General features: G+C 48.2%; 19 protein-coding genes, 1 tRNA gene and 1 riboswitch. All 20 genes read right to left on the bottom strand.

Annotated elements, in window-relative coordinates:
* Positions 1-14: 14 nt before the first annotated feature.
* The 20 genes from cysS to H9L42_RS05840 all read right to left on the bottom strand — a co-directional run bounded on the left by cysS (position 15) and on the right by H9L42_RS05840 (position 22143).
* Positions 15-1415 carry a cysteine--tRNA ligase gene (gene cysS / locus H9L42_RS05935; RefSeq protein WP_187302470.1) on the bottom strand — a complete coding sequence of 467 codons (1401 nt, stop codon included), beginning with the start codon at positions 1413-1415 and terminating at the stop codon, positions 15-17.
* Positions 1402-2061 (bottom strand): serine O-acetyltransferase, encoded by a 660-nt coding sequence (gene cysE / locus H9L42_RS05930; protein ID WP_187302469.1) that lies wholly within the window; start codon positions 2059-2061, stop codon positions 1402-1404. Before cysE ends, cysS begins: the two co-directional genes overlap by 14 nt.
* Positions 2062-2196: 135 nt before the next feature.
* A complete protein-coding gene (locus H9L42_RS05925; RefSeq protein WP_187302468.1) occupies positions 2197-3258 on the bottom strand; it encodes a peptidoglycan DD-metalloendopeptidase family protein in 1062 nt (353 codons plus the stop codon).
* A 140-nt stretch (positions 3259-3398) separates the two neighbouring features.
* Positions 3399-4199: a PHP domain-containing protein gene (locus tag H9L42_RS05920; protein WP_187302467.1), complete on the bottom strand. Its 801-nt coding sequence runs from the start codon at positions 4197-4199 to the stop codon at positions 3399-3401.
* Positions 4184-4732, bottom strand: coding sequence for a DJ-1 family glyoxalase III (locus tag H9L42_RS05915; protein ID WP_187302466.1), 549 nt, complete (start codon positions 4730-4732; stop codon positions 4184-4186). Before H9L42_RS05915 ends, H9L42_RS05920 begins: the two co-directional genes overlap by 16 nt.
* Before the next feature lie 100 nt (positions 4733-4832).
* The gene (gene nadC, locus H9L42_RS05910) at positions 4833-5693 is read right to left on the bottom strand and encodes a carboxylating nicotinate-nucleotide diphosphorylase (protein WP_187302465.1); all 861 of its coding nucleotides are present in this window, start codon (positions 5691-5693) and stop codon (positions 4833-4835) included.
* The gene (locus tag H9L42_RS05905) at positions 5665-6978 is read right to left on the bottom strand and encodes an L-aspartate oxidase (RefSeq protein ID WP_187302464.1); all 1314 of its coding nucleotides are present in this window, start codon (positions 6976-6978) and stop codon (positions 5665-5667) included. Before H9L42_RS05905 ends, nadC begins: the two co-directional genes overlap by 29 nt.
* Before the next feature lie 16 nt (positions 6979-6994).
* On the bottom strand, positions 6995-7903 hold the full coding sequence (gene nadA / locus H9L42_RS05900) for a quinolinate synthase NadA (RefSeq protein ID WP_187302463.1): 909 nt from the start codon (positions 7901-7903) through the stop codon (positions 6995-6997).
* Between the two features lie 227 nt (positions 7904-8130).
* Positions 8131-9057 carry an ABC transporter permease gene (locus tag H9L42_RS05895; RefSeq protein ID WP_187302462.1) on the bottom strand — a complete coding sequence of 309 codons (927 nt, stop codon included), beginning with the start codon at positions 9055-9057 and terminating at the stop codon, positions 8131-8133.
* A gap of 3 nt (positions 9058-9060) precedes the next feature.
* Complete coding sequence (locus H9L42_RS05890) at positions 9061-10137, bottom strand: ABC transporter permease (RefSeq protein ID WP_187302461.1); 1077 nt, start codon at positions 10135-10137, stop codon at positions 9061-9063.
* Positions 10137-11657, bottom strand: coding sequence for an ABC transporter ATP-binding protein (locus tag H9L42_RS05885; protein WP_346726288.1), 1521 nt, complete (start codon positions 11655-11657; stop codon positions 10137-10139). The genes H9L42_RS05890 and H9L42_RS05885 overlap by 1 nt, the downstream gene beginning before the upstream one ends.
* Before the next feature lie 89 nt (positions 11658-11746).
* On the bottom strand, positions 11747-12865 hold the full coding sequence (locus H9L42_RS05880; RefSeq protein WP_187302459.1) for a BMP family ABC transporter substrate-binding protein: 1119 nt from the start codon (positions 12863-12865) through the stop codon (positions 11747-11749).
* 107 nt (positions 12866-12972) lie between these two features.
* Positions 12973-13545: a xanthine phosphoribosyltransferase gene (locus tag H9L42_RS05875; RefSeq protein ID WP_187302458.1), complete on the bottom strand. Its 573-nt coding sequence runs from the start codon at positions 13543-13545 to the stop codon at positions 12973-12975.
* A 10-nt stretch (positions 13546-13555) separates the two neighbouring features.
* On the bottom strand, positions 13556-14227 hold the full coding sequence (gene lepB, locus H9L42_RS05870) for a signal peptidase I (RefSeq protein WP_187302457.1): 672 nt from the start codon (positions 14225-14227) through the stop codon (positions 13556-13558).
* Between the two features lie 16 nt (positions 14228-14243).
* Positions 14244-15851, bottom strand: coding sequence for a coiled-coil domain-containing protein (locus H9L42_RS05865; protein WP_187302456.1), 1608 nt, complete (start codon positions 15849-15851; stop codon positions 14244-14246).
* Positions 15852-16121: 270 nt separating this feature from the next.
* A tRNA-Ala gene (locus tag H9L42_RS05860) sits at positions 16122-16197 on the bottom strand.
* A gap of 51 nt (positions 16198-16248) precedes the next feature.
* Entirely contained in the window at positions 16249-16509 is a 261-nt protein-coding gene (locus tag H9L42_RS05855) for a DUF2321 domain-containing protein (RefSeq protein ID WP_187302455.1), read from the bottom strand.
* Positions 16510-16698, bottom strand: coding sequence for a DVU_1557 family redox protein (locus H9L42_RS05850; RefSeq protein WP_187302454.1), 189 nt, complete (start codon positions 16696-16698; stop codon positions 16510-16512).
* Positions 16676-19015 (bottom strand): pyridine nucleotide-disulfide oxidoreductase/dicluster-binding protein, encoded by a 2340-nt coding sequence (locus H9L42_RS05845; RefSeq protein ID WP_187302453.1) that lies wholly within the window; start codon positions 19013-19015, stop codon positions 16676-16678. The genes H9L42_RS05850 and H9L42_RS05845 overlap by 23 nt, the downstream gene beginning before the upstream one ends.
* Positions 19016-19194: 179 nt before the next feature.
* Entirely contained in the window at positions 19195-22143 is a 2949-nt protein-coding gene (locus H9L42_RS05840; RefSeq protein WP_187302452.1) for a molybdopterin-dependent oxidoreductase, read from the bottom strand.
* Between the two features lie 163 nt (positions 22144-22306).
* Positions 22307-22432: riboswitch (molybdenum cofactor riboswitch) on the bottom strand.
* Between the last annotated feature and the right edge of the window lie 106 nt (positions 22433-22538).

Here is a 22538-nt window from a genome sequence, read left to right as displayed (position 1 = left end):
TTCTGTCGCATCCATTACTCTTTTATAATCTGCACTCCCTGAGGTGTATCTTTTAACGTAATCCCGCGCTCTTTCAAAAGATCACGGATTTCATCAGCTCTTGCGAAGTTCTTGTTCTTTCTCGCTTCCTGCCGCTCCTCAACCAGCGCTTTTATTTCATCGTCAATCGGGGCTTCTTCTTTATCCTGCTGCAGAAGGCCTAAAACGTCTGCCAGTTCCATCAAGGTTTCCATGGATTTTTCCGCGAATTCTTTGCTGGAGCCATCTTTCACCGCTGTATTAATCGCCGTAATCAGTTCAAAAATAGCCGAAATCGCGTCAGCTGTATTCAAATCATCATCCATAGCGCGGATAAATTCCTGCCGATATTTATCAAAGCCCTCCAGAGCAGTCCTTTCTTTTTCTGTCATCTTTCCCTGGCAGGTATGAATCAGATGATTCAGATTGCTCTTAGCATTGCGCATTCTGCTCAGAGCGTTCTGGGCCTGTTCCATCAGACTGTCGCTAAAGTTGATTGGATTTCTGTAATGTCCGGACAGCAGGAAAAAGCGGATGACCTCTCCATCATAGCTTTTCAGGATGTCCCGTACTGTAAAAAAATTCCCTTTGGATTTGGACATCTTTTCATTGTCAATAGTAATATAACCGTTGTGCATCCAATAGTTCGCGAACTTCTTTCCACTATGGGCTTCGGACTGAGCAATTTCGTTCTCATGGTGGGGAAACGCCAAATCTTGTCCCCCCGCGTGAATATCAATCGTATCTCCAAGATACCGTTTTGACATAGTGGAGCATTCAATGTGCCATCCGGGCCTTCCCATTCCCCACGGGGATTCCCAGGCAATTTCATCTTCTGTTTTTCTCGCCTTCCAGAGAGCAAAGTCCAGGGGGTCTTTCTTCTTTTCTCCCACTTCTATACGGGCACCCGCTTCCAGATCTTCAATATTCTGACCGGACAGTTTGCCGTACTCTTTAAAAGCCCGGGTGCTGTAATAGACATCGCCGTCTACTTCATAGGCATATCCCAGATCGATCAGATCTTTTACAAAGGCAATAATCTGATCCATATTCTCGGTTACCTTCGGATGAACCGTCGCTTTCTTTACATTAAGAGACGCGGCGTCCTTGTAATATTCCTCAATATATTTTTCACTGACTTCTCCTGCGGGAACCCCTTCTTCCCGGGCTTTATTAATAATCTTATCGTCTACATCCGTAAAATTCTGAACGAATTTCACATTGTAGCCGCGGTATTCCAGATATTTCCTCAATGTGTCGAATACAACAAACGGCCTCGCATTGCCAATATGGAAATAATTGTACACCGTCGGGCCGCAGACATAAATCTTCACTTCATCTTTATCGATCGGCACAAATTCTTCTTTTTTTCTTGTAAGGGTATTATAAATCTTCATCTTGACTTCCTTTCTCTCTTTCCCGCAATTTATTTTCAAGCATTACAACACGCCTTCTGAGACACTCCATTTCTACGGCGATCGGATCCGGCAGATCGACCTGATTCAAATCTTCATTCGTCGGTTTGCTTCTCTTTACAATGGTTCCGGGAATTCCTACCACCGTACAGCCATCGGGAATTTCTTTTAAAACCACGGATCCGGCTCCGATTTTTACGTCATTTCCGACTTTAAAGGGTCCCAGAACCTTGGCTCCGGAGCTTACAATAACCCGGTTTCCGATAGTCGGATGTCGCTTTCCCGTATCCTTTCCCGTTCCTCCCAGAGTAACGCCCTGATAGATCGTCACGTCATCGCCGATCTCCGTCGTTTCTCCGATTACCACCGCCATGCCGTGGTCGATAAAGCATCTCCTGCCAATCGTAGCTCCCGGATGAATTTCGATACCGGTAAACCAGCGGGTTGCCTGGGAAATAATTCTCGCCAGCAACTTCATATGATGATTATAGCACCAGTGAGCAGGTTTATGCCAAATCAGGGCCCACACTCCCGGATAACATAAAAGGACCTCAAAGCCGTTCCTCGCAGCCGGGTCTTTTTGCAATACCGTTTTAATATCTTCTCTAATCGCCCTGAAAAATGCCATACCGTATCCTCTTTCATAAAAACTAATATAAGACAGGTGCACATACCTGCCTTATATTATACAACGGACCTTTCTGTTTGTCATCCTTTGTTTTTTGCCGTTTTCGCCTCTGAAAGCTCTGACAAAAAGTGCATTTTAAAAGTAATTCATGGGATCCACGTTTTCTCCATTCATCCTCACTTCAAAATGAAGATGTGGCCCTGTGGAATTTCCTGTCGAACCCACTTCCGCAATTACCTCTCCCCTTTCCACAGCCTGTCCCTGTTCCGCGAGAACTCTACTGCAATGGGCGTAATAAGTGATCATCCCATTTCCATGATCCACTTTTACAAGATTCCCGTAACTCCCGGAATAGCCTGTAAAAATTACAGTTCCCGCGTCTGCCGCGGAAATAGGGGCACCGGAAGGCATTCCCAAGTCCACCCCAAGATGGGTTCTCCCCCATCTTGGTCCAAAACCGGAAGTTACATTCATAGAAGATACCGGAGCTGTCAGCTCGCCGCTTCCTTCCTGCTTCACATCCGCAGCGGCAGTAAAAGCATCTTCCTCCTGCCGCTTGGTTCCGGATAGCACAATTCTCGTCTGAGGTTCTTTCAGCACTGCCTCATAAATCAGGTTTTCCTCTATCGTTTCCCCGTTCTCCTTTGTAACCTCTTTTGTTACTTCCTTGAGGCCTTCGCTGCCTTTTTGTTTCACCTTTCTCTGCCCAACATAAAGTTTGTCCGTTTTTTTCGTTACTTTTTTAAACTCTACCGGTTCTTTCTCTGTAACAACTTCGGTTGTCTTTACGGTAAGTTCCTGTTTCGCGGTTATCTCCGCCGCGGCCTCCTCTGGGGTCAAGATTTCCGGCTTTTCATCCCCATTTTCCAGATCCATTTCCGCGGTAGAGGTCTGTTCTTCTATTTCGATATTTACGGTCTCTTCATTTTTGTAATGATCCGCTGCCAGTTTTACGGCTTCTCTGGCGTCTTCCTCACTGTCCACGAGAGCGACCCGCTCTCCTTCAACCGTGACATACCAGGGTGGTGTGATGATTTCTCCGTTCGCTAACATTACAGGTACTTCAAAGTCTGACGGTACTATGGCAGTTCCGGCGGCAATGGAAACAGCTGCCAGCACCGCGGATGCTGTTCCGAGAACCGCCTTTTTCCTCTTCTTCAGGAATAAAAGACTCCTGTTACCGGGTAATTCTTTCATAATATCGCTTCCTTTTTATCTCGCCCTTTTCAGGGCACTGAGTATTTGGATGCCTTTCCGGATGGTTTCACAAAACACTCCGGTTTCAGGCATACGATATATAGTATTCCCAGTTTGTCCCAATTATACGTCTTTTTTCTTTATTTGTACTCGCTCCCGTGAAAATCCGATCCTCTTGTTATGCGCAAACCCTGTTTTTTCGCTATCCGCGCGAAACGCTCTGACTCTTCCGGACTCTGATCCGGATGGAAGCATTCCAGCCCTCCAAGGCCTTCTTTTTTCAGCTCCTCGATCAGTTTTTCCGTCTTCTGGTAAAAGGCTTCGCTTCCCGGCTCACCGAAGTCCCGTATCTGTATGGGATGGGCCAGCACCGCGGTTCCTCCCGCCTGCCGAATCAGGTGAATGGCATCAGCCGTATTCAATTTTTCTTTTTTGACTTTTTTCGCTTCCGGTGATTCCAAAAATTTTCCTTTTTCAAAAGCGTCTTTCGGCTTTTGGACATAACCTTTTTTCACCATGGCTCTGGCGATAATCGGTTTTCCGACAAACCTCTGCCCCTCACGCAGGGTCAGATCCTTCATGCTCAGAGGATATCCCATGTTTTTCAACACTGCCAGCAGCTTTTGATTGCGCGTTTCTCTCTTTTTCCTCAAATCCGCCAGAATCTCCTGAAAATGCGGGTCGTTCCGATCAAATCCATATCCCAGGATATGAAGCTCGGTTCCATCTGCGGTTTCCGTTGCCAACTCAATTCCGGGAATCACGCGAATCCCTTCCTGTTCGCCGGCTTCCAAAGCTTCCTCCAGTCCATCAACACCATCATGATCCGTAATGGCTATTTTATCATACCCTGCTTCCTTTGCCCGTTTTACAATATCCGTCGGTGAGCTTGCTCCGTCCGAAAACCAGGTATGAATATGAAGATCTATCTTAGGTTCCATAACAGATCCTGCTCAAGCTGTGAAGAAACTTCTTTTCCCTTCAGAATTTCCACCAGTTTCAATGCAAAGGGCATCGCGGTAGCCGGTCCTCTGGATGTGATGACGGTTCCATCCTCGACAACCAGATCGCTTTGTGGCCGCGCGCCTTTCAGCAGTTCTTCCATCCCCGGGTAAATCGTTGCCTTCTTCCCTTCCAATACGCCCTGAGCGCCAAATACCATCGGCGCCGCGCAGATGGCGGCAAGATATTTTCCGTTTTCCGCGAAGCAGCGGATATGGCTGGTCAGGCCTTCATGATTCCCCAGGTGCTCCGCGCCGGGAAGGCCGCCCGGAAGCACGATCATCTGACAGTTCTCGTAATCTGCCTCCTCATAGAGAATATCCGCCTCTACCGGGACACCGTGAGTTCCTACTACCCGCTTTTCTCCTGTAATGGAAACGGTCTGAACTTCGATGTTGGCGCGCCGCAGAAGATCTACGATAGTCAGCGCCTCGATTTCTTCAAAACCGGTTGCCAAGTGTACATAAACCATATTACTACCTCCTGTATCGTTTTTTTCTTTTAGTATTGTAACATATTATGCGACTTGTGTGAAAAAAAAGAACCGCCACAAAATGCGGCGGCCTGCTATCCTATATTTCAATCGGCCTCAGATTCTTTAACGAAAGATCCATAATCGGTGCGCCGTAGGTCAGCGCTCCGGCGGATACATAATCCACTCCGATTTCTGCAATTATCTTTAATCGTTCCTTTGTCACATTTCCGGAACATTCCAGCTGCGCTCTTCCAGCTGTCCGCTTTACCGCTTCCCGCATGGTATCATCGTCCATATTATCCAGCATGATGATATCGGCTTCCGCCTCAAGGGCTTCCTGCAGCTGCTCCAGGTTCTCGACTTCCACTTCGATTTTGCGGACAAAGGGCGCGTACTCTCTTGCCATCTTTACAGCCGCCGCGACGCTTCCCGCGGCCCCTATATGATTGTCTTTCAAAAGGACGCCGTCAGACAGATTATAACGGTGATTCCGCGCGCCGCCAACCTTTACCGCGTATTTTTCAAAGATACGCATATTGGGCGTTGTCTTTCTCGTATCTAAAAGCTTCGTCCCGCTGCCGGAAAGTTCCTGAACCATCTCCCTTGTAAAGGTGGCGATACCGCTCATACGCTGCAGATAGTTGAGGGCTGTCCGCTCTCCGGAAAGCAGCACCTGGATATTTCCAGTCACCGTTCCGATCACATCTCCCTTTTTCACCGCGTCACCATCCCGGAAATCCGTTTGGAACACCGTTTCCTCATCCAGCAGCTGAAAAACCCGTTCAAATACCGCAAGACCACAGAGGATACCGTCCTGCTTGCAGATCAGTTCGGCTGTTCCCCGTCTCGGCTCCGGCATAACCGCGTTTGTCGTCACATCTTCACCTGTAATATCCTCGGCAAGCGCGCTCAGCAGGTACTGGTCAACATTAACCTTTGTGGTGACACCATTGATCATAAAATTTCTCGTCCCTTCTTTTTATTTCGTTCATAATCCGTTTTCTTCCGGCATTCTTCCAGGCCTCCAAATCTTCGTAATCCTCCAGATCCGCCCGAGTTGTTCCGTAAGAAATAAACGGGATCGTCTGTTCGATCTTTTCCGCCGCTCTTCCGGCAAATACCATGCCCTCCAGCAGAGAGTTGCTGGCCAGCCGGTTGGCGCCGTGTACGCCGTTACAGCCGGTCTCTCCTACCGCGTAAAGATTCTTCGCGGAGGTTTCGCCGCTGGTATTGGTTTCGATTCCTCCCATCAGATAATGCTGCGCCGGCGTAACCGGAATCGGTTCGCTGCACAGATCATATCCTTCTTCCAGGCAGGTCTGATAGATATTGGGGAACCGGGTCCGAATCCATTCTTCCGGTTTTCCCTCCAGAGAGAGCCAGACACACTCGCTGTGCGTCTTCTGGATTTCTTCCTGAATCGCGGCCGAAACCACATCCCGCGGAAGCAATTCATCCACAAATCGTGCTCCATTTTTATTGAGCAGGACCGCGCCTTCTCCGCGAACGGATTCCGAAATCAGAAATCCTCTTCCCGGTTTGTTGGTGTAAAGCACCGTTGGGTGAATCTGGATATAGTTGAGGTTTTTAAGGCAGATTCCATGCTTTGCCGCCATAGCGAAGCTGTCGCCCGTAATGTGGCGGAAATTCGTTGAGTGTTCAAACAGTCCGCCCATTCCGCCTGTAGCCAGTATGACTGCTTTGGCATCGATCTGGCGCAGCGTCCCGTCTTCTTCCCGTACAATCATTCCACAGCACCGTCCGCCTTCCATTACCAGATCCATCATCAGGGTGTATTCCTGTATCTCGATATTTTCCCTTTTTCTAGCCGCGGCAATCAGCTTGCTGGTAATTTCCTTTCCCGTTACGTCCTTATGATGCAAAATACGGCAGACGCTGTGGGCTCCTTCTCTCGTATAATCGAAATCTCCATCTTCCTTTTTATCGAATTCCACGCCATAGGAAATCAGTTCCCGGTTTACTTCCGCCGCATGTTCAATCATACAGCGTACGGAAGCCTCGCTGTTTTCGAATCTCCCTGCCCGCATGGTATCTTCAAAAAAGGCATCGTAGTCGCCCGGTTCCTTCAAGGTGCAGATTCCGCCCTGCGCCAGATAAGAATTGCTGTTTTCCGTCTTATCCTTTGTAATCATAAGGACATTTAAATTCCGCGGAAGGCTGAGAGCCGCAAACATCCCCGAAGCTCCTGTGCCCGCCACGATTACATCATATTTATTCTCCATGAGGCTGTCCTCCTTTTTATCTGGCCAGCTCCAGCATCCTGGTCAGGGGCCGCTGCGCTTCCTGCCGGGCGGTTTCGTCCATTTCCACCGGCTCCTGCAGCGTTTCTAAAGTATGTAATACGTTTTCCAGTGTAATCCGTTTCATGCCGGAACAGATCTGCTGTTCCTTTGCCGGGTGAAACTGTTTGTCCGGATTATTTTTTTGCAGCTCGTAAAACACGCCGGTCTCCGTGCAGATGATAAACTCTTTGGCAGAGCTTTCTCCGGCCCTGGCAATGATCCCGGAAGTGCTGCCCACATAATCCGCCTCCTCCAAAACTTCCATGCGGCATTCCGGATGGGCTAAAACCTCGGCGTCTGGCCAGCGCTTTTTTGCATCTAACACGTCTGCTTTTGAAATCTCTTTATGCACATAGCAGTATCCGTCGTTAAAAATAAAGTTTTTTTCCGGAAGTCTGGAAGCGATATATCTTCCCAGATTTTCATCCGGCACAAAAAGAATATTTTTATTAGGCAGCGCGCTTACGATCTTCATGGCATTGGAAGATGTCACACATACATCTGAATACCGTTTCAGCTCCGCGGTAGAATTGATATAGCATACGACCGCCAGATCCTCGTATTCTTCTCTTACTTTGCGGATCTTTTCCGCTGTCGCCATGTGGGCCATAGGACAGTCCGCCTCTTTGTCCGGCATCAGCACCAGTTTGTCCGGATTCAGGATCTTCGCGCTTTCCCCCATAAAGGACACGCCGCAGAACAAAATGACTTTTTCCTTCGCCTCTACGGCTTTTTCGCTGAGATAATAGGAATCGCCAACACAGTCGGCGACTTTCTGAACTTCTTCATCTACATAATAATGCGCCAGAATCAGCACATCCTTTTCCTCTTTCAGCTTTTGTATCTGTCTCACAATTTCTGTCATCGTCTTTCTCCTCAACTCAACTGATAAACATACTAATTCTAATATTACACATTTATTTACAGGTGTCAAGACATTTGTAAAAAAGACCCTCTCGGATTTTTCCATCCGAGAGAGCCTTTCTCTTACGATTCGCCGTCTTTTTTGAAACGAATATGTTCTTTAAGCTGGTTTTCCAGTTCTTCAACTTTCCATCGCAGCTCCGCGATCTCTTCTTCCAGCCGGTCCCGCTACCGTTCTTCCCGGAAGTAATTATTCCCCAGATCTCCCGGCGGCTGGCTTTCCTTTTTCCTCTTATGAGTACTGATAATCACAATAATAATCGTCGCGATATATGGAATCATATCCACCAGGTACTGGGAGATCCCAAGTCCTATGGCCTGAAAACGCAGGCCGATAATGCTGAGTCCGCCGAACAAAGCGGCTCCAAAGAAACCCTTGATCGGGTTCCACGCGACAAAAATGACCAGAGCAACCGCAATCCAGCCGCGCCCGTTTACTACATCCTCCTGCCAGATCGGGATACGTACCAGTGACAGATACGCTCCGCCCAGGCCGCAGAGGGCTCCTCCGATAAGAATATGCACGTATTTATACAGATTAATGTTAATGCCGGAAGCATCGGCTGCCGCTGTATTTTCTCCAAGGGCTTTCAGGTTCATGCCCATTCTGGTCCGGTACAGGTACACCGCGGCTGCCGCGCAGATCACATAACTCAGATACACAAAAACATCCTGCTGGAAAAAAATCGGACCGATGACCGGGATCTGCCCCAGGCCCGGAATGGCGATTTTGCTGAAAAACGAAGTAATTTCAGACGGTGCCATAGATCCCAGAAGAGGCTCTCCCACAAACTGCGCGAAGCCTGTGCCGAAAATCGTAAGCGTCAGGCCAGTTACCACCTGGTTCGCTTTCAGGCTGACCGTTACAAAAGCGTAGATCAGCGCGCCGCCGGCTCCCGCCAGGGCCGCCGCCGCAAGCGCCATAAAGGGGCTTGCCGTATTGAGTCCTGTAAAAAAGCCCATTACCGCTCCCATCAGCATCATACCTTCTACACCCAGGTTCAGATTCCCTGTTTTCTCTGTAATCAGTTCCCCGACGGTGGCAAAAGCCAGAGGGGTTCCCGCAACAACGCAGGCTGCCAGAAATTCGATCATGATTTATGCCACCTCCTTTTCGGAAGGTTTTCCAAAGTGGATTTTATACCGCATGAAAAACTCGCTTCCCAGAACAAAGAACAAGATCAGCCCCTGCACGACATCCGAAACAGCGCTCGGCACCCCCAGAGCGATCTGAATATACTCTCCTCCCTGAATCAGCATCGCGAACACAACGCACACAACCAGCGTGGAGGCCGGATTGAGCTTCGCAAGCCAGGCTGTAATGATAGCGGTAAACCCGTAGTTGTTCGCGATCCCCGCAACCAGTGTTTTTTCAATAGCGGAAGCCTGGATCATACCCACGACGCCGCAGAGGCCTCCGGAAATCAGCATCGCGATTACAATTACCTTGCTGATATTCATGCCCGCATACCTGGCGGTATCCAGACTTTCTCCAACCACCGCGATCTCATATCCTGTTTTCGTATAGTTAATCAGGAAGTAGACGAAAGCAGTCAGCACAATGGCAATCATCCATCCGATATGTACCCCGCCGATAGAAGGCAGCACCGCGTTATCCGAAAAGGTCGCGATCCGCGGGAATCCGTTGGCCGCCGGATCCATCCACGGGCCATATTGCAGATAGGTCACAAATTTAATCGCCACATAGTTCATCATCAGCGTAAATATGGTTTCGTTTGTTCCCATCTTTGCTTTAAAGATCGCCGGAATAAACGCCCAGATTCCTCCGCAGACAGCCGCGGCCACAAACATCAGAAGAAGCATCAGCGGTTTTGGCACGCCATCTCCCATATTAAGCGCGACCCAGCTTGCTCCCAGAGCGCCCATCGTGATTTGCCCTTCCGCCCCGATATTCCAGAACTTCATTTTAAACGCCACGATAATGCCCATGGAGGCAATAATCAGCGGGATTGCCTTAATAATCGTCTGTTTGATACGCAGTCCTGTGCCCACCGATCCCATGATAATCTCCTGAAAAATCTGCAGCGGATTCAGGCCGAAAATGAGCAGAATAATTCCCGCAAATACGATGGACAGCACCACTGCCAGAATCGTAATCAGAATTTCCCGTTTTCTGGGCAGAGCGTCACGTTTTGTAATTCGTATAACATCCATTATGCCAGAGCCTCTCCTTCCTGTTTTCCCGTCATCAGAAGACCAATCTCTTCTTTTGTTACTTTTGCCGGTTCCACAATGCCTGTCACTTCTCCATGGCACAGAACCACCACTTTATCGCAGAGATCCATCAGAACATCCAGATCTTCTCCTACGAACAGCACGCCAACGCCTCGCGCTTTCTGCTCGCTCAGCAGTTCGTAAATCTTGTAGGACGCGCCGATATCCAGACCTCTTACCGCATAGGCGGTAATCAGCACCTTGGGAGCGGAGTCGATCTCTCTTCCTAAGAGCACCTTCTGCACATTCCCCCCGGACAGTTTTTTGACCGGCGTGTAAATGCTGGGAGTCTGAATATCCAGTTCTTCGACGATTTTCTTCGCTTTTTTAATACATTCGCCTCTCTGCAGCAAAATTCCCGGCTGGTTCTGATAGTCTTTGAGAACCATATTATGCACAATATCCATGGAACCCACCAGTCCCATTCCCAGCCGATCCTCCGGAATAAATCCCATGCGGATTCCCAGCCGTATAATCTCCCTCGGCGTTCTTCCCAGAATATTCTCGCCGTCAAAATATACCCGGCCTTTCTGCGCCTTGATAAGTCCCGCGATCACTTCGCAAAGCTCTTTCTGCCCGCTTCCCGCGACGCCCGCGACGCCAACAATTTCGTGGGAATTAATCGTAAAGCTTACGTTGGAAAGCGCCTCTTTTCCTTCCTTATCAAGAACCGTCACTTCATCCAGCCACAAAAGGGGCTTGTTCCCTCGGAACGTCCGCTTTTCGATGGAAAGATCGACCTTTTTTCCGACCATCATCTCAATCAGACTGGAAACTTCCACATCCTTTGTCACGACCGTTTCTATGGATTTCCCTTTCCTGAGCACGGTAACCCGATCGGAGATTTCCATTACCTCATTCAGTTTATGGGTGATGATGACAATGGAACATCCCTGTTCTTTCATATTACGGATGACACGGAACAGCTTTTTGATTTCCTGAGGAGTAAGAACCGCGGTCGGCTCGTCCATAATCAGAATCCTGGCTCCCCGGTACAAAACCTTCATGATTTCCAGCGTCTGTTTTTCCCCTACAGACATGTCATACACTTTTTTATCCGGATCCAAATCCAGGCCGTATTGATCGGATAATTCCTTTATCTGCTTGGACAGCTTCTTTCCATGAACAAACAGGCTCGATGGCTGTCCGATTAGGATATTCTCCTTTGCCGTCATGACATCCACCAGTTTAAAGTGCTGGTGAATCATACCGATTCCCATTTTTATGGAGTCTTTTGGTGATGAGAAATGCACGTCTTTTCCGTTGATCCGAATAGTGCCGGCATCCGGCGTATAAATTCCGGAAAGCATATTCATCAGCGTGGATTTTCCCGCTCCGTTTTCACCGAGCAAAGCATGGACTTCCCCCTGGCGGACAGACAGGTTTACGTCATCGTTCGCCTTGAGTTCTCCGAATGTTTTGCTGATATGTTTCATTTCGATTGCCAGTTCCTGCTGCACGATACTCCTCCAAAACTTCTTCATAAATAGTACAAGGGGGACCTTGCCGGTTCCCCTCTGCACCATTTATTTAATTTCTGTTTTCTCTTTTAGTTGCTTTCATTCGATGTTGCCGTCACGCCCTCTACTTCGCCGGAAATCTTCCAGATCTCCTGATCTGTCAGGGTCTGTCCGTCCTTGCACAGGGTCTTGCCGTTGTTATATTTAATCTCTCCGGAGAACACTTTAAATTCGCCGGCTTTCATCTGTTCTTCCACTTCCGCGATCTTTGTCTTCGCGTCTTCTGGAACCGCGTCTCCCAGTTCATCCAGACAGATCAGGCCGCTCTGCATGGAGCCGTAGCTGCTGAACGGCTGGTTGCCGGTCGGCTTGAAGGTTCCGTCGTTGATTGCCTTGAAGGTCGGGTTGAAGTACGCGTACATATCCCAGTAAGGCGCTGTAATATAGCTGTCTCCCGCGACGTTATTATTATAGTTCCATCCGGTTGTATAAATTCCCGCTTCCTTCGCGGCAAGCTGAGTTGCCGTAGAGTCCGCGTGATAGGTCAGAACATCGCATCCCGCGCTGATCAGCTGTTCTGCCGCGGCTTTTTCAAGCTCCGCGTCACCCCAGGTATTGATATATACAACTTTTACTTCCACATCCGGGTTCACTGCCTGCGCGCCCAGAGTAAACGCGTTGATTCCAATCTGAACTTCCGTATAAGGATACGCCGCTACATAGCCGAGTACGCCGTCTTTGCTGGTAGCTGCCGCTGCCATTCCGGACAGATATCTTGCCTCTTCCATGGAACCGAAGAAGTTTTCCATATTGGTTTCATTCTGATAGTTTCCGGAAAAATGCAGGAATGTGATATTATCATAATCACCGGAATCCGCCAGCTCCTTCAAGGATTCTCCGAATCCGAAGGAACATCCCACGATTACCTCGCATCCCTGGTCAATCAGGTTTGTTGCCGCGTCTCTTGAAGCCTGCTTGTCCGAATCGCTTACATTCTCTTTTTTCACAAGAGTCATTCCGTTTTCTTTGGCCGCTTTTTCCAGGCCCTCATTCATACATTCGGAAAAACCGCCGTCATTGATCGAGCCGATGAAAATACATCCAACCTTTGTTCCATCCGCGCTGCCTTCTTCCTCACTGCTGCCTCCGCAGGCCGCAAGGCTGAAGATCATCACGAACGCCAGCAATACTGCCAAAACTTTTTTCATGTTTTCTTTCTCCTTTGCCTCATATAAGTAAATGAAATAAGATACACCCCATTATATCCATGGATCAATTCGCTTGTAAAGTTCTTTATCGAAAAAACAGCAAAATTTTACACGAATCGTATTTTTCCCTTTTCAATCTTCTCTATGATGGCCAGCGACTCCAGCCGGAAGCCCGCTTTCCGCAGACGATCTCCGCCTCCCTGAAAGCCCTTTTCAATCACCGCTCCAATTCCCGCGACTTCCGCGCCCGCCTGAGATACCAGCTGGGTCATCGCGGTCGCCGCCTCACCGTGGGCCAGGAAATCATCCAAAATCAGAATTCGATCTCCCTGATGAAGATATTTTTTTGATACACGTATAATAGAAACGGTCCCTTTGGTAAACGATCGCGCCTCCGCGCCGTAAAATTCATCGGTCATAGTATTCGGCTTTGTCTTTTTCGCGAACACAACCGGAGGATATCCAAACCATGGCGCAGTCATACAGGCAATGGCAATCCCACTGGCTTCCACAGTCAGAATTTTATCGATCTTAAGATCCGCGAATCGTCTGCGAAATTCCTTTCCGAGCTGGCTCATAAACTGTACATCAATCTGGTGGTTGAGAAAACCGTCGACTTTTACCACTTCTGTGCCGATAGCCTCACCGTCTTTTTTGATTCTTTCTTTTAACGCCTTCATTTTTTCTCTCCTAAAAGCTCCTTATACTCAGCACAACCCGTCCAATAATCTCTTCTTTTTGAACCAAACCAATCTCCTGATTACGGGAATCCTGCGATTTCCCCCGATTGTCACCTAAAACAAAGTAGAAATTTTCATCTACTGTAATCGGATACCGCACATTCTGATCCGTAATTTCGGTTGTTTCATAGATATAATCTTCCTCCGCGGCTTCTCCATTAATGAAAAGTACTCCCTGCGGGCTAATATCTACCGTATCTCCCTCCACAGCGATTACCCGTTTGATTCGCGTTTCCCCCTCAGACGTCCGGAAAACTATGATATCTCCCGGTTCAAAGGATCGTGCCAGTTGGAATATAACAACACGATCTCCATCTTGGATTTCGGGTTTCATGGAATCGCCAGAAACCAGGAAAATATCGAAGATAACGTGAAAAAGGAGCCATACGGTAAAGAATACCAGGACAACCTCTACCGCGAACCATCTCCACCCTTTCCGTATCCAGTTCCAGATTTTCCGCGGGCGTAAGACTCTTCTTGCTTTCTTTTTTGACGGATCCGGCATTCCGCTGTTTCGTTCAATAGCTTCTTTTATTGCCTCACGAAAAAAGGGATCAGGAGCAGTCCACTCCTGATCATTTCTCTTTTTTTCCGGGATTCTGACTTCTCCCTTTTTTAACATTTCCTGTATATTCGGATCATTCTTCATCTACATTTGCGGTATCGGTGGGATTTTCGGAGTTCTGAAGCTCTCCATTTTCCGCGAAATATAACTTGCTGCGGATCCCTTCCAAAGCATCTGTCACATTTCCGATATCGGATTTCACCTTCCCAAACTCACTTTCGATCTTTTCAATATATGTACTGTATTTATATTTCTGCTGCTGCAGCTTCTTTTCTTCCAGTTCCAGATTCTTCCGTTCTGCTTCCAGGCGTTCCTCCAGCTCTTTTTTCTGTTCTTCCATCTCCGCTTTCATTCTGTTGATCTCAGCTCTGGCCATGGATTTTTCATTCTGCATCTCGATCTCCAGATTAGCGCGCATAGTCTGAACTTCAGAGTTAAAATTATCCCGTGCTTGCTGAACGCTCTTCGCCAGATTTTCCTGCACCGCTTTCACTTCCGCGCGGCTCTTGGCGCGAGCATCCTCTACTTCCTGCCGCACTTTTTTCTGTTCCGCTTCTAATTCTGCCTGAACGCGTTCCTGCTTTCTTGCCAGTTCATGGTTAACGCGTTCTTCTCTCGCTTTCAGTTCCGCATTGACGCGATTTGTCTCTGCTGTCAATTGTTCCTTGACTTTCGTCTTTTCTTCTTCCAGTTCTTCTCTTGTTTTCTTCGTTTCCGCCTCCAGCATTTCACGGACTCTGTTCTGTTCCGCTTCCATCTGTTCGGTTAATTTTTTCTGTTTTCCTTCCAGCTCCGCGTTGATCTTCTTTTCTTTCATCTCCAGATCCGCATGAACCTTATTCTGCCTTTCTTCCAGCTGTTCCGCAATTCTCTGCTGTTCACTCTCAAGCTGAACACGGATACGCTTCTGCTCGGCCTCTAACTCCGCGTTGGCCTGCGCTTTTTTCTCGTTAATCTGTTTCTCGGCTTCATTCCATGCAGCTTCGATCTGCATCTGAGATTTTGCCTTTTCCATCTGAATATCTTCTTCCGCCTGCTCTTTCTGTGCCTTCAAAAGAATATCAGCTTCCGTCTTGTCCGATTCCACCTTATCGCGAATCGCCTTCATTTCCATCTCAAAACGGCTGCGGGCGGCCTGGTTTTCTTTTTCAAACTCTTCCTTCTGCTGTTGAATTTCCGTCTGCAGCTTGACCTTCTCCGCCTGAAGCTGCATCCTTTCTTCTTCCTGCTTTTTCTCTTCTTCAGCCAGCTGACGCTTACTTTCTTCCATCATTTCTGTCACTTCCGCTCTTGCTCTGGAAATGATTTCATTGCTGTTCTTTTTTGCCTCCATCATCATATTGATGTAGACATCATTATTGGCTTCATATTTCTGCAGTCGCTGCTGAATCTCGCGGTTTTTTATCTCAGCTTCCTGTTCCGCTTCTTTTTTAGCCGCCGCTACTCTTTGCTGTACAGTCCTTTTTTCTGTATTAAGCTGCTGCTGCAGAACCTGGATATCCTGTCCATACTCTTTTTCCATCTGTGCGATATTCGCTTCGTATAGATTGCAAAGATCCTGCATGCATGTATATACATCATCTTTCGAGAATCCTCCGGCAGCATCTTTTTTTATGTTCATATTCTGAAGTAATTTTACAACCTCTTCTTTTCTCTTTTTCGCGATTTCGTTTCTATCCATACCTGGCCTCTTTCCGAATTACTCAATTTGTATAATTTCATCTTGTTTTATCTTACTAAATTTTTTAAAGGAAAACAAGGGAAATCCGCATTTTGACACGGAAGAACTGCATATTTTTGTCAAATATGTGTTTTTTTCATGACTTGTCTTTAAGCATCCCATTTTATTTCTTCACATTTGAAAACCAAACAGGATCCGCTTCAATACAGGATCCGTTTCACGATATTTCCTGCATTATAAAGAAAGGACGTTGAATTTCCAACGTCCTTATGGTGGAGAATACGGGGCTCGAACCCGTGACCTCTTGACTGCCAGTCAAACGCGCTCCCAGCTGCGCCAATTCCCCTTATGTCATTTTCCGTTACGAGAAATATTTTACTATGCCAAGGGGCAGAAGTCAATCAAAATTTATATTCTTTCCCGCCCAGGGGAATGTATATCCGCATTCTCTACAGGAATCCGGGCGCTGGAACTTTAAGTTTTTGGGCGTCAGATATACCATGCCGTAATAGTGCCACTTCTTTATGACACTGCCGCACTGCGGGCAAGAATCCATCAGGGGAGCACCGCACTCCTTACAGCGCTCCTCTTTTCCGGCTCTCCGATAGGTAATATTCACATGTCCATTCTTGCAGATTCTGGCATAAAACGTACTCATTTATTTATCCTCCATCATAGACTCAACTTCGCTCATCCTTCCGGTCACCAGTTCCTCGGAAAGACAGATCTGCCCGCACATGGGGCACCGACTGACCTTATGGCGAAAACTTTTTCCCAGATAGGAAAACTGCGCCTCCAGTTCTTCCAGTTCCACTTTACATTTATCACAAATCAGTTTTTCTTCCATTCCAGACAGCCTCCAGTTCAATTTTCATTCTATGAGTGTAAAGATTGTAGATCTCATACCCGTGCTCGAAAGGGGCGTATTCTACCCAGCATGTAATATGACCAATCTCTTTATATGCCTTATAATGCCCTGTATTTGGAATCAACGTTTTACGGCCGGTCGTTTCGGCATGCTCAATTACATCGCAGATATCTTCCTCGAGAATTTTTTGTTTGTTTACTTTTTCCCGTACCTCATCCCCCATGAGGAGAGTATACTTACTTTCATATGATTTCATTTCCGATTCTTCTCCCCATATTTCCTTCAGCAACCGCTGCTTTAACCGAATACGGTTCCGTCTCCGCTGTGTCAGATCCGGCTGAGATTTCTTTCCTTCCGGATCGATTCCGAAAAGAAGATCCAGAATATGCACCGTCCGTTTTCCCCTATCGCAGAAAACATCTTTACAGTTGGAGCAATATACGATATAAGGGTCTTCGCTGAGTTCCATGCGCTGTCTGGCTACATATTCCGAAAACTCGGGAGCAGCGATGCTCCCCATGCCGCCAAATCCGCAGCATCCGTGCTTGTCTCCTCGCGGCAGTTCCGTCGCTGTGATTCCCGCGTCCGCGGCAAGGGTTCTTACTGCCTCCCGCGCGGCCTTTTCTCCACGAGCGGAGCACGGATCAAAAACCGCATATGTGCCTCCGGTTGCTTCGTCCGCCTTATCCTTTTTAAATCCCCACTGCCGCAAAATCTCATATAGCGATACGGTCTCGATCTGTGGAAGATATTCCCGTAGATGTTTCCGGCAGGACATACAAGCCATAATCAAAATGGGTTTCCCCAGCTCTTCCCAATCCTGTTTAAGAGAGTTCATTTCCTCCTGGTGTTTTTCGCTGTTCCCATCCCAGTCTACCGGTACGCTGCAGCACCTCAACAGAATAGAAGTATCCGGCTGCTTTTCGAGGATCCATTTGTACGGCTTCAGCACATATTCCGGATCCAACGCGCCCAGATTGCATCCCGGGAAAAAGGCATACCGACCGCCGTTTCCGCTCTTTCGTTTGAGCGCCGCCTGTTCCCCGTTGGCAAATACCATATCCCGCATAAAGTATTGCCGATAAGCTGCCGGAACTTTACCGGCAGCATGCATTTTATGCCGCGCCAGTTTTATCATACCGCAAAGGTCAATATGCTCAGGGCAGCCTTCTGTCATCAATCCGCACATAGTGCAGGCAGCCACATATTTTCGCGCCGGGGACTTATGAACGAGAGATCCTGCCGGCTTGCAGGAAAGAAAAATTTCATCCCGCATTTTGGCTGGCATCTTATTATAATAGGAAACCAGATCGCACTGGCGGACGCACGCGTCGCACTGACAGCGGATACAACGCTCTGCCTCCGCCGCGCATTCCTCTTCTGTTAAAACATCCCCTTCCCGCGGACTCACCGGAGGCGTATTTACCAGCTTATCTTCATCCGGAACACACCCTGTCGGCCGTTCTTGCTTTGGATATTCAAGTTTTTTCGTTTTTAAAAAACTTTCCGCCGATGAGGCGATATTGATTCCGTCTGCCAAAGCATGCATTGGATCTTTTCCGCATACTTCACCGCCGATAAAGACTGCTGTATCTCCGATCCGCATACAGCCGCCGATGTCGCTTTCTGCTGAATCAGAAGATTCACCCGGCAGCGGAACTCCGAAGGTATTTCCATTTTTGCCTGTCGCAACATAAATAATATCAAAGAGTTCTTCCTCCCGCGAATCTAAGACATTCTGTTCGTCCCTGCACAGAGTCCGAAGATCTTCCACCTCCGAATGAAGACGAAGCTCATATTTCTCATTTTGAAACTGCAGTTCAAATTCAGCCATATAAGCTGCCTCATCCATTTTTCCCTCAAGGCTTCCTCCGATTTTTCCACTTTTTTCAAAAACCGTTACGTCATATTTTTTGGAGGCCATCCGAAAAGCGAATCCCATACCGGAAAGACCCGCGCCGATAACCGCGACACGCTTTTTTCTTACGGGAAGGTTATATTTATTAGGAGCCTTCCGTGATGCGTTCGCAACGATAGACTGTTCCAGCAGTCTTATTTGCACCGGCGCGTCCACAATATTTCGGACGCAGATACTTTCACAGTACGCGGGGCAGATCTCGGATACGATCCCAGGAAAAACAACCGCGTCCCGGATGGATTTATAAGCCGCGTTAAAGCGCCCTTTGGCGATCCGTTCCTGTATGGCAAGGATATCCATCTTAAAGGGACATACGTCCGCGCAGGCAGGAATATCCCGCTCTCTGCATGTGTCAAACTGCGTGTAATAATTCTGCATGTTCTCTCCTTCAATTCCAGATGTTATCACTCCGGCACCCGCCAAATCTTTCGATTCTGATGCGCAGCATGATTCCATCTGCCGATCTGTCGCACAGATTTCAATAATATGGAAGAGCGGAGCGCGCAAATCAAAGCACGCTCCGCATGTTAAAGGTCTTTTAGCGAGTTACCATAGAGTTATTTCCACTCAATACCTTCCTTACCCAGTGAACCAAATTCTACATTCTCCGGTTTCGAAGGGCTGAGCGGATTGTTCTTGATTTCTTCGATAGCATCATAGAGATCCGATCCCAGGAAATACGGTTCCGGTACATTCGGATTCGGTTCTCCCTTAGCCAGCGCGTCGATTCCGGCTTTGATCTTAGCCGATGTCGCCGGAAGCTCGTAAACTCTTACTCCGACCGCATTGTTAATCGCGTTGATTACCGCCATATGATCGGAAGACTGGAACGCTTCGGAAGCTCCGGAAGAACCAAATGGTCCACGAGGGTCATGGCCTCCGACATCAATCGAAACCAGCTTATCCGGAACATCTTTAATGTAAGGCACGCCCGCGCCGAACATATTGGCATGTTTCTTCAGGTCGTCATAGTTTTCACTTAACGCAAATCCGATGGAATGGGAGATGCCGCCGTTAACCTGGCCTTCAACAGCCTGGATGTTTCCAGGTTTACCAATCCAATATACACAAGTCATTCCGGTACATGTGGTCTTTCCGGTCGCGACTTCTACATCCACTTCCGCCAGGAAGAGCGCATAAGTATAAGTGTAAGTCGGGTTGCCGCTTCCATCGTTCGGATCCAGATCGTAGAAATAGTCATATTCGTCAACAGTAGCCCAGTCTCCATTGTATCTTGTCGGGATTCCTTCCGCAACCATTTCATCATACGTTCTGTAAGTGCCATCCGGCTTTCTCATAGCGTCCGCGATATTCTTGGCAGCTACGATACTTGCTTTACCGTTGGCGTAATGGGATCTGGAACCCGCGGATTCACCGGTGTTCGGGCAGTACTTGCTGTCTGTCTGAATCAGTTTTACATCATCCGGTGTAATATCCGGGAAGTAAGGCTTCAGAGCTTCCAGTGTACAGATGAGGGAACCCTGGTCTCCGCCCTGTCCCTGATCCTGCCAGGTGTCGTATTTTCTAAACTTCGGTCTGTCTCCAGGCATCAGTTCGATGGCAACATGAGCTTCGTCAACCGCGCCAAGTCCTACGTTGTATCCGCCCCAGGCGATACCTACGCCCTTCTTGATTTCGTCTGTGGATTCCGCCTTTGCTTTCGCAACCGCTTCTTCATACAGCGGCTTCATCTTATCCATCATTTCTTCCATCGGATAATGGAGGAATGGGTACTGGTTAATATTATCCTGTCCCGGTCTCGCGATGTTTTTGTACCGGATTTCAAACGGATCAATTCCCGCCTTTTCCGCCAGCATATCAACCAGAGCTTCCGATGCTGTGAAGGCCTGCGGAGCGCCGTAGCCTCTGTACGCTGTACCAAAGGAATGGTTGGTAGCGGCAACTCTGGAGAGTCCGACTACGTTCGGCATGTAGTACGGGTAGAACATGAATCTGGAAATCTTCGTCAGCTTGTCATCGCCCAGTTCCAGGAACGGACCATGGTCAAGTCCCGCGTCAAATTCGCCGGCGATAAACTTTCCGTCCTTGTCGCACGCCAGTTTCGCGTTGAAGTAAGCCGGAGAACGTTTTCCGGATACTGCCATGAACTGTGCGTAATCCATGGACAGGGAGCAAGGCATTCCTGTTACTTTTGTAGCGATCGCAACCATGGAGTAAGTGTGCGCGCTCATCGCCCATCCGAAGGAACCTCCTGTCGGGTTTTCGATTACTCTCAGGTTTTCAACCGGAACGCCGACTGCTTCGGCGATTTCGTCTCTGTCAAAGTACAGAGTCATGGTCTTGCAGTGTACGCAGAGGTTATTGTCTTCGTCATAGTAACCCTGCATAACGTCGCCTTCGATGGACAGATGCGGTTCTCTGGAGGAGTAGAAGGAGCCTTCTACGGAATAAGCCGCGTCCTCAATGATTTCCGGAACATGTTCATGATCGCCCTTCAGTACCGGCAGTTCGGAATAGATGTTCGCGCCGTAAGTATCCGGCATCCATTTATGAATCTTTTCCGCGTCCGGAGTAACCGCTTCCAGATAGTTCATGTATTCCGGCAGCGGTTCCATTTCGACTTTCACTGCTGCAGCCGCTGCTTTCGCGTGTTCTCTTGTGTCCGCGCATACCAGGGCAACAACGTCTCCATAGTACAGGATTTCATCTTCCGCCAGAACATGATGTCCCTGCTGCAGTTCTACCGTTCTTTCGGAGAACGCGTAAGTCATAAGTCTGTTGGAGCCGCCCTTTTCTTTGATATCCTTGGCAGTCACGATCTGGAATACGCCAGGCATCTTTTCCGCTTCGCTGCAGTCGATGCTGAGGATCTTCGCATGGCTGTATTTTCTCGGCTGAACCAGCTCAACCTTGAGTGTTTCCGCCGGCATGTGCAGTTCGATATCATCGCCGTAGTCGCATACGCCGCATGCTTTCGGCATCGCGTTCGGACGAACGAGCGGTTTGCCGTAGAAGTCGCCGACATCTTTGGACCAGTCATAGGTGATATCTTCGAAGGTCTTTTCTCCGCGCATGATAGCCGCCGCTTCCATAACCGCGTCTACAATCTGCTTGTAACCGGTACATCTGCAGACATTTCTGTGCTTCTGGAACCAGTCGCGGACTTCTTCTCTTGTCGGGTTCGGGTTATCCAACAGCAGCTGGTACGCAGATACGATGAATCCCGGTACGCAGAATCCGCACTGTACAGCGCCCAGATGCACCCATGCGTACTGCAGCGGATGCGGGTTCAGTACGGTACCGATTCCTTCGATCGTTGTAACAGAACTGTATTCCTCTACGTTCTTGATTTTTCTGGTACAGGAACGGATTACTTTTCCGTCCAGGATAACGGAGCACGCGCCGCACACGCCGGTGCCGCATCCTACTTTTGTACCCGTCAGGCCCAGGCGGCGCAGTACGGACGCCAGTGTGTCCTTTTCCGGATCACAGATGAACATACGGTCCGCGCCATTGATGTTCAGGGTCATTTTCTTCAAATTCATAATAGCTTGCCTCCATTTTTTTACTTACTTCAAAAAATAACGACGTAACAACCCTAAAAAGAAAACCCCTTCCGCACGTTCCGAAAGGGGGTGTTTATTTCAACATATCAAAAGCACAGTCACCGCCATTGCGTGCTCTGTCGCCCAAAGCAGACCATGGCAAAGAACTATCGGCATCAATCCTTTCCAAAACGCGGGAGGCCTGCATGTTTCCATACAAACCCTATCGGTCCAGCCTCCATGCCTTGCCAAAGCGAAGGAGGATCAGGACTCGGATCTCTTATTTATTTGTTACATTGTTAATATTCTATCAGCAAGTCCGAAAGTATGTCAACTGCGGATTCTGTTTTTTTGAAACTAATTTGCTGTTTTATGGAAAATTTGTTTGCCCATTT

The sequence above is a fragment of the Zhenpiania hominis genome, from assembly GCF_014333425.1.
Classification (GTDB): Bacteria; Bacillota; Clostridia; order Peptostreptococcales; family Anaerovoracaceae; genus Hominibacterium; species Hominibacterium hominis.
This window is presented reverse-complemented; position numbering and strand designations above follow the sequence as displayed.

Excerpts from the sequence above, each read along its gene's own strand:
- cysS (WP_187302470.1), bottom strand. The coding sequence starts at position 1,415 with ATGAAGATTTATAATACCCTTACAAGAAAAAAAGAAGAATTTGTGCCG.
- cysE (WP_187302469.1), bottom strand. The coding sequence starts at position 2,061 with ATGGCATTTTTCAGGGCGATTAGAGAAGATATTAAAACGGTATTGCAA.
- H9L42_RS05925 (WP_187302468.1), bottom strand. The coding sequence starts at position 3,258 with ATGAAAGAATTACCCGGTAACAGGAGTCTTTTATTCCTGAAGAAGAGG.
- H9L42_RS05920 (WP_187302467.1), bottom strand. The coding sequence starts at position 4,199 with ATGGAACCTAAGATAGATCTTCATATTCATACCTGGTTTTCGGACGGA.
- H9L42_RS05915 (WP_187302466.1), bottom strand. The coding sequence starts at position 4,732 with ATGGTTTATGTACACTTGGCAACCGGTTTTGAAGAAATCGAGGCGCTG.
- nadC (WP_187302465.1), bottom strand. The coding sequence starts at position 5,693 with ATGATCAATGGTGTCACCACAAAGGTTAATGTTGACCAGTACCTGCTG.
- H9L42_RS05905 (WP_187302464.1), bottom strand. The coding sequence starts at position 6,978 with ATGGAGAATAAATATGATGTAATCGTGGCGGGCACAGGAGCTTCGGGG.
- nadA (WP_187302463.1), bottom strand. The coding sequence starts at position 7,903 with ATGACAGAAATTGTGAGACAGATACAAAAGCTGAAAGAGGAAAAGGAT.
- H9L42_RS05895 (WP_187302462.1), bottom strand. The coding sequence starts at position 9,057 with ATGATCGAATTTCTGGCAGCCTGCGTTGTTGCGGGAACCCCTCTGGCT.
- H9L42_RS05890 (WP_187302461.1), bottom strand. The coding sequence starts at position 10,137 with ATGGATGTTATACGAATTACAAAACGTGACGCTCTGCCCAGAAAACGG.
- H9L42_RS05880 (WP_187302459.1), bottom strand. The coding sequence starts at position 12,865 with ATGAAAAAAGTTTTGGCAGTATTGCTGGCGTTCGTGATGATCTTCAGC.
- H9L42_RS05875 (WP_187302458.1), bottom strand. The coding sequence starts at position 13,545 with ATGAAGGCGTTAAAAGAAAGAATCAAAAAAGACGGTGAGGCTATCGGC.
- lepB (WP_187302457.1), bottom strand. The coding sequence starts at position 14,227 with ATGTTAAAAAAGGGAGAAGTCAGAATCCCGGAAAAAAAGAGAAATGAT.
- H9L42_RS05865 (WP_187302456.1), bottom strand. The coding sequence starts at position 15,851 with ATGGATAGAAACGAAATCGCGAAAAAGAGAAAAGAAGAGGTTGTAAAA.
- H9L42_RS05855 (WP_187302455.1), bottom strand. The coding sequence starts at position 16,509 with ATGAGTACGTTTTATGCCAGAATCTGCAAGAATGGACATGTGAATATT.
- H9L42_RS05850 (WP_187302454.1), bottom strand. The coding sequence starts at position 16,698 with ATGGAAGAAAAACTGATTTGTGATAAATGTAAAGTGGAACTGGAAGAA.
- H9L42_RS05845 (WP_187302453.1), bottom strand. The coding sequence starts at position 19,015 with ATGCAGAATTATTACACGCAGTTTGACACATGCAGAGAGCGGGATATT.
- H9L42_RS05840 (WP_187302452.1), bottom strand. The coding sequence starts at position 22,143 with ATGAATTTGAAGAAAATGACCCTGAACATCAATGGCGCGGACCGTATG.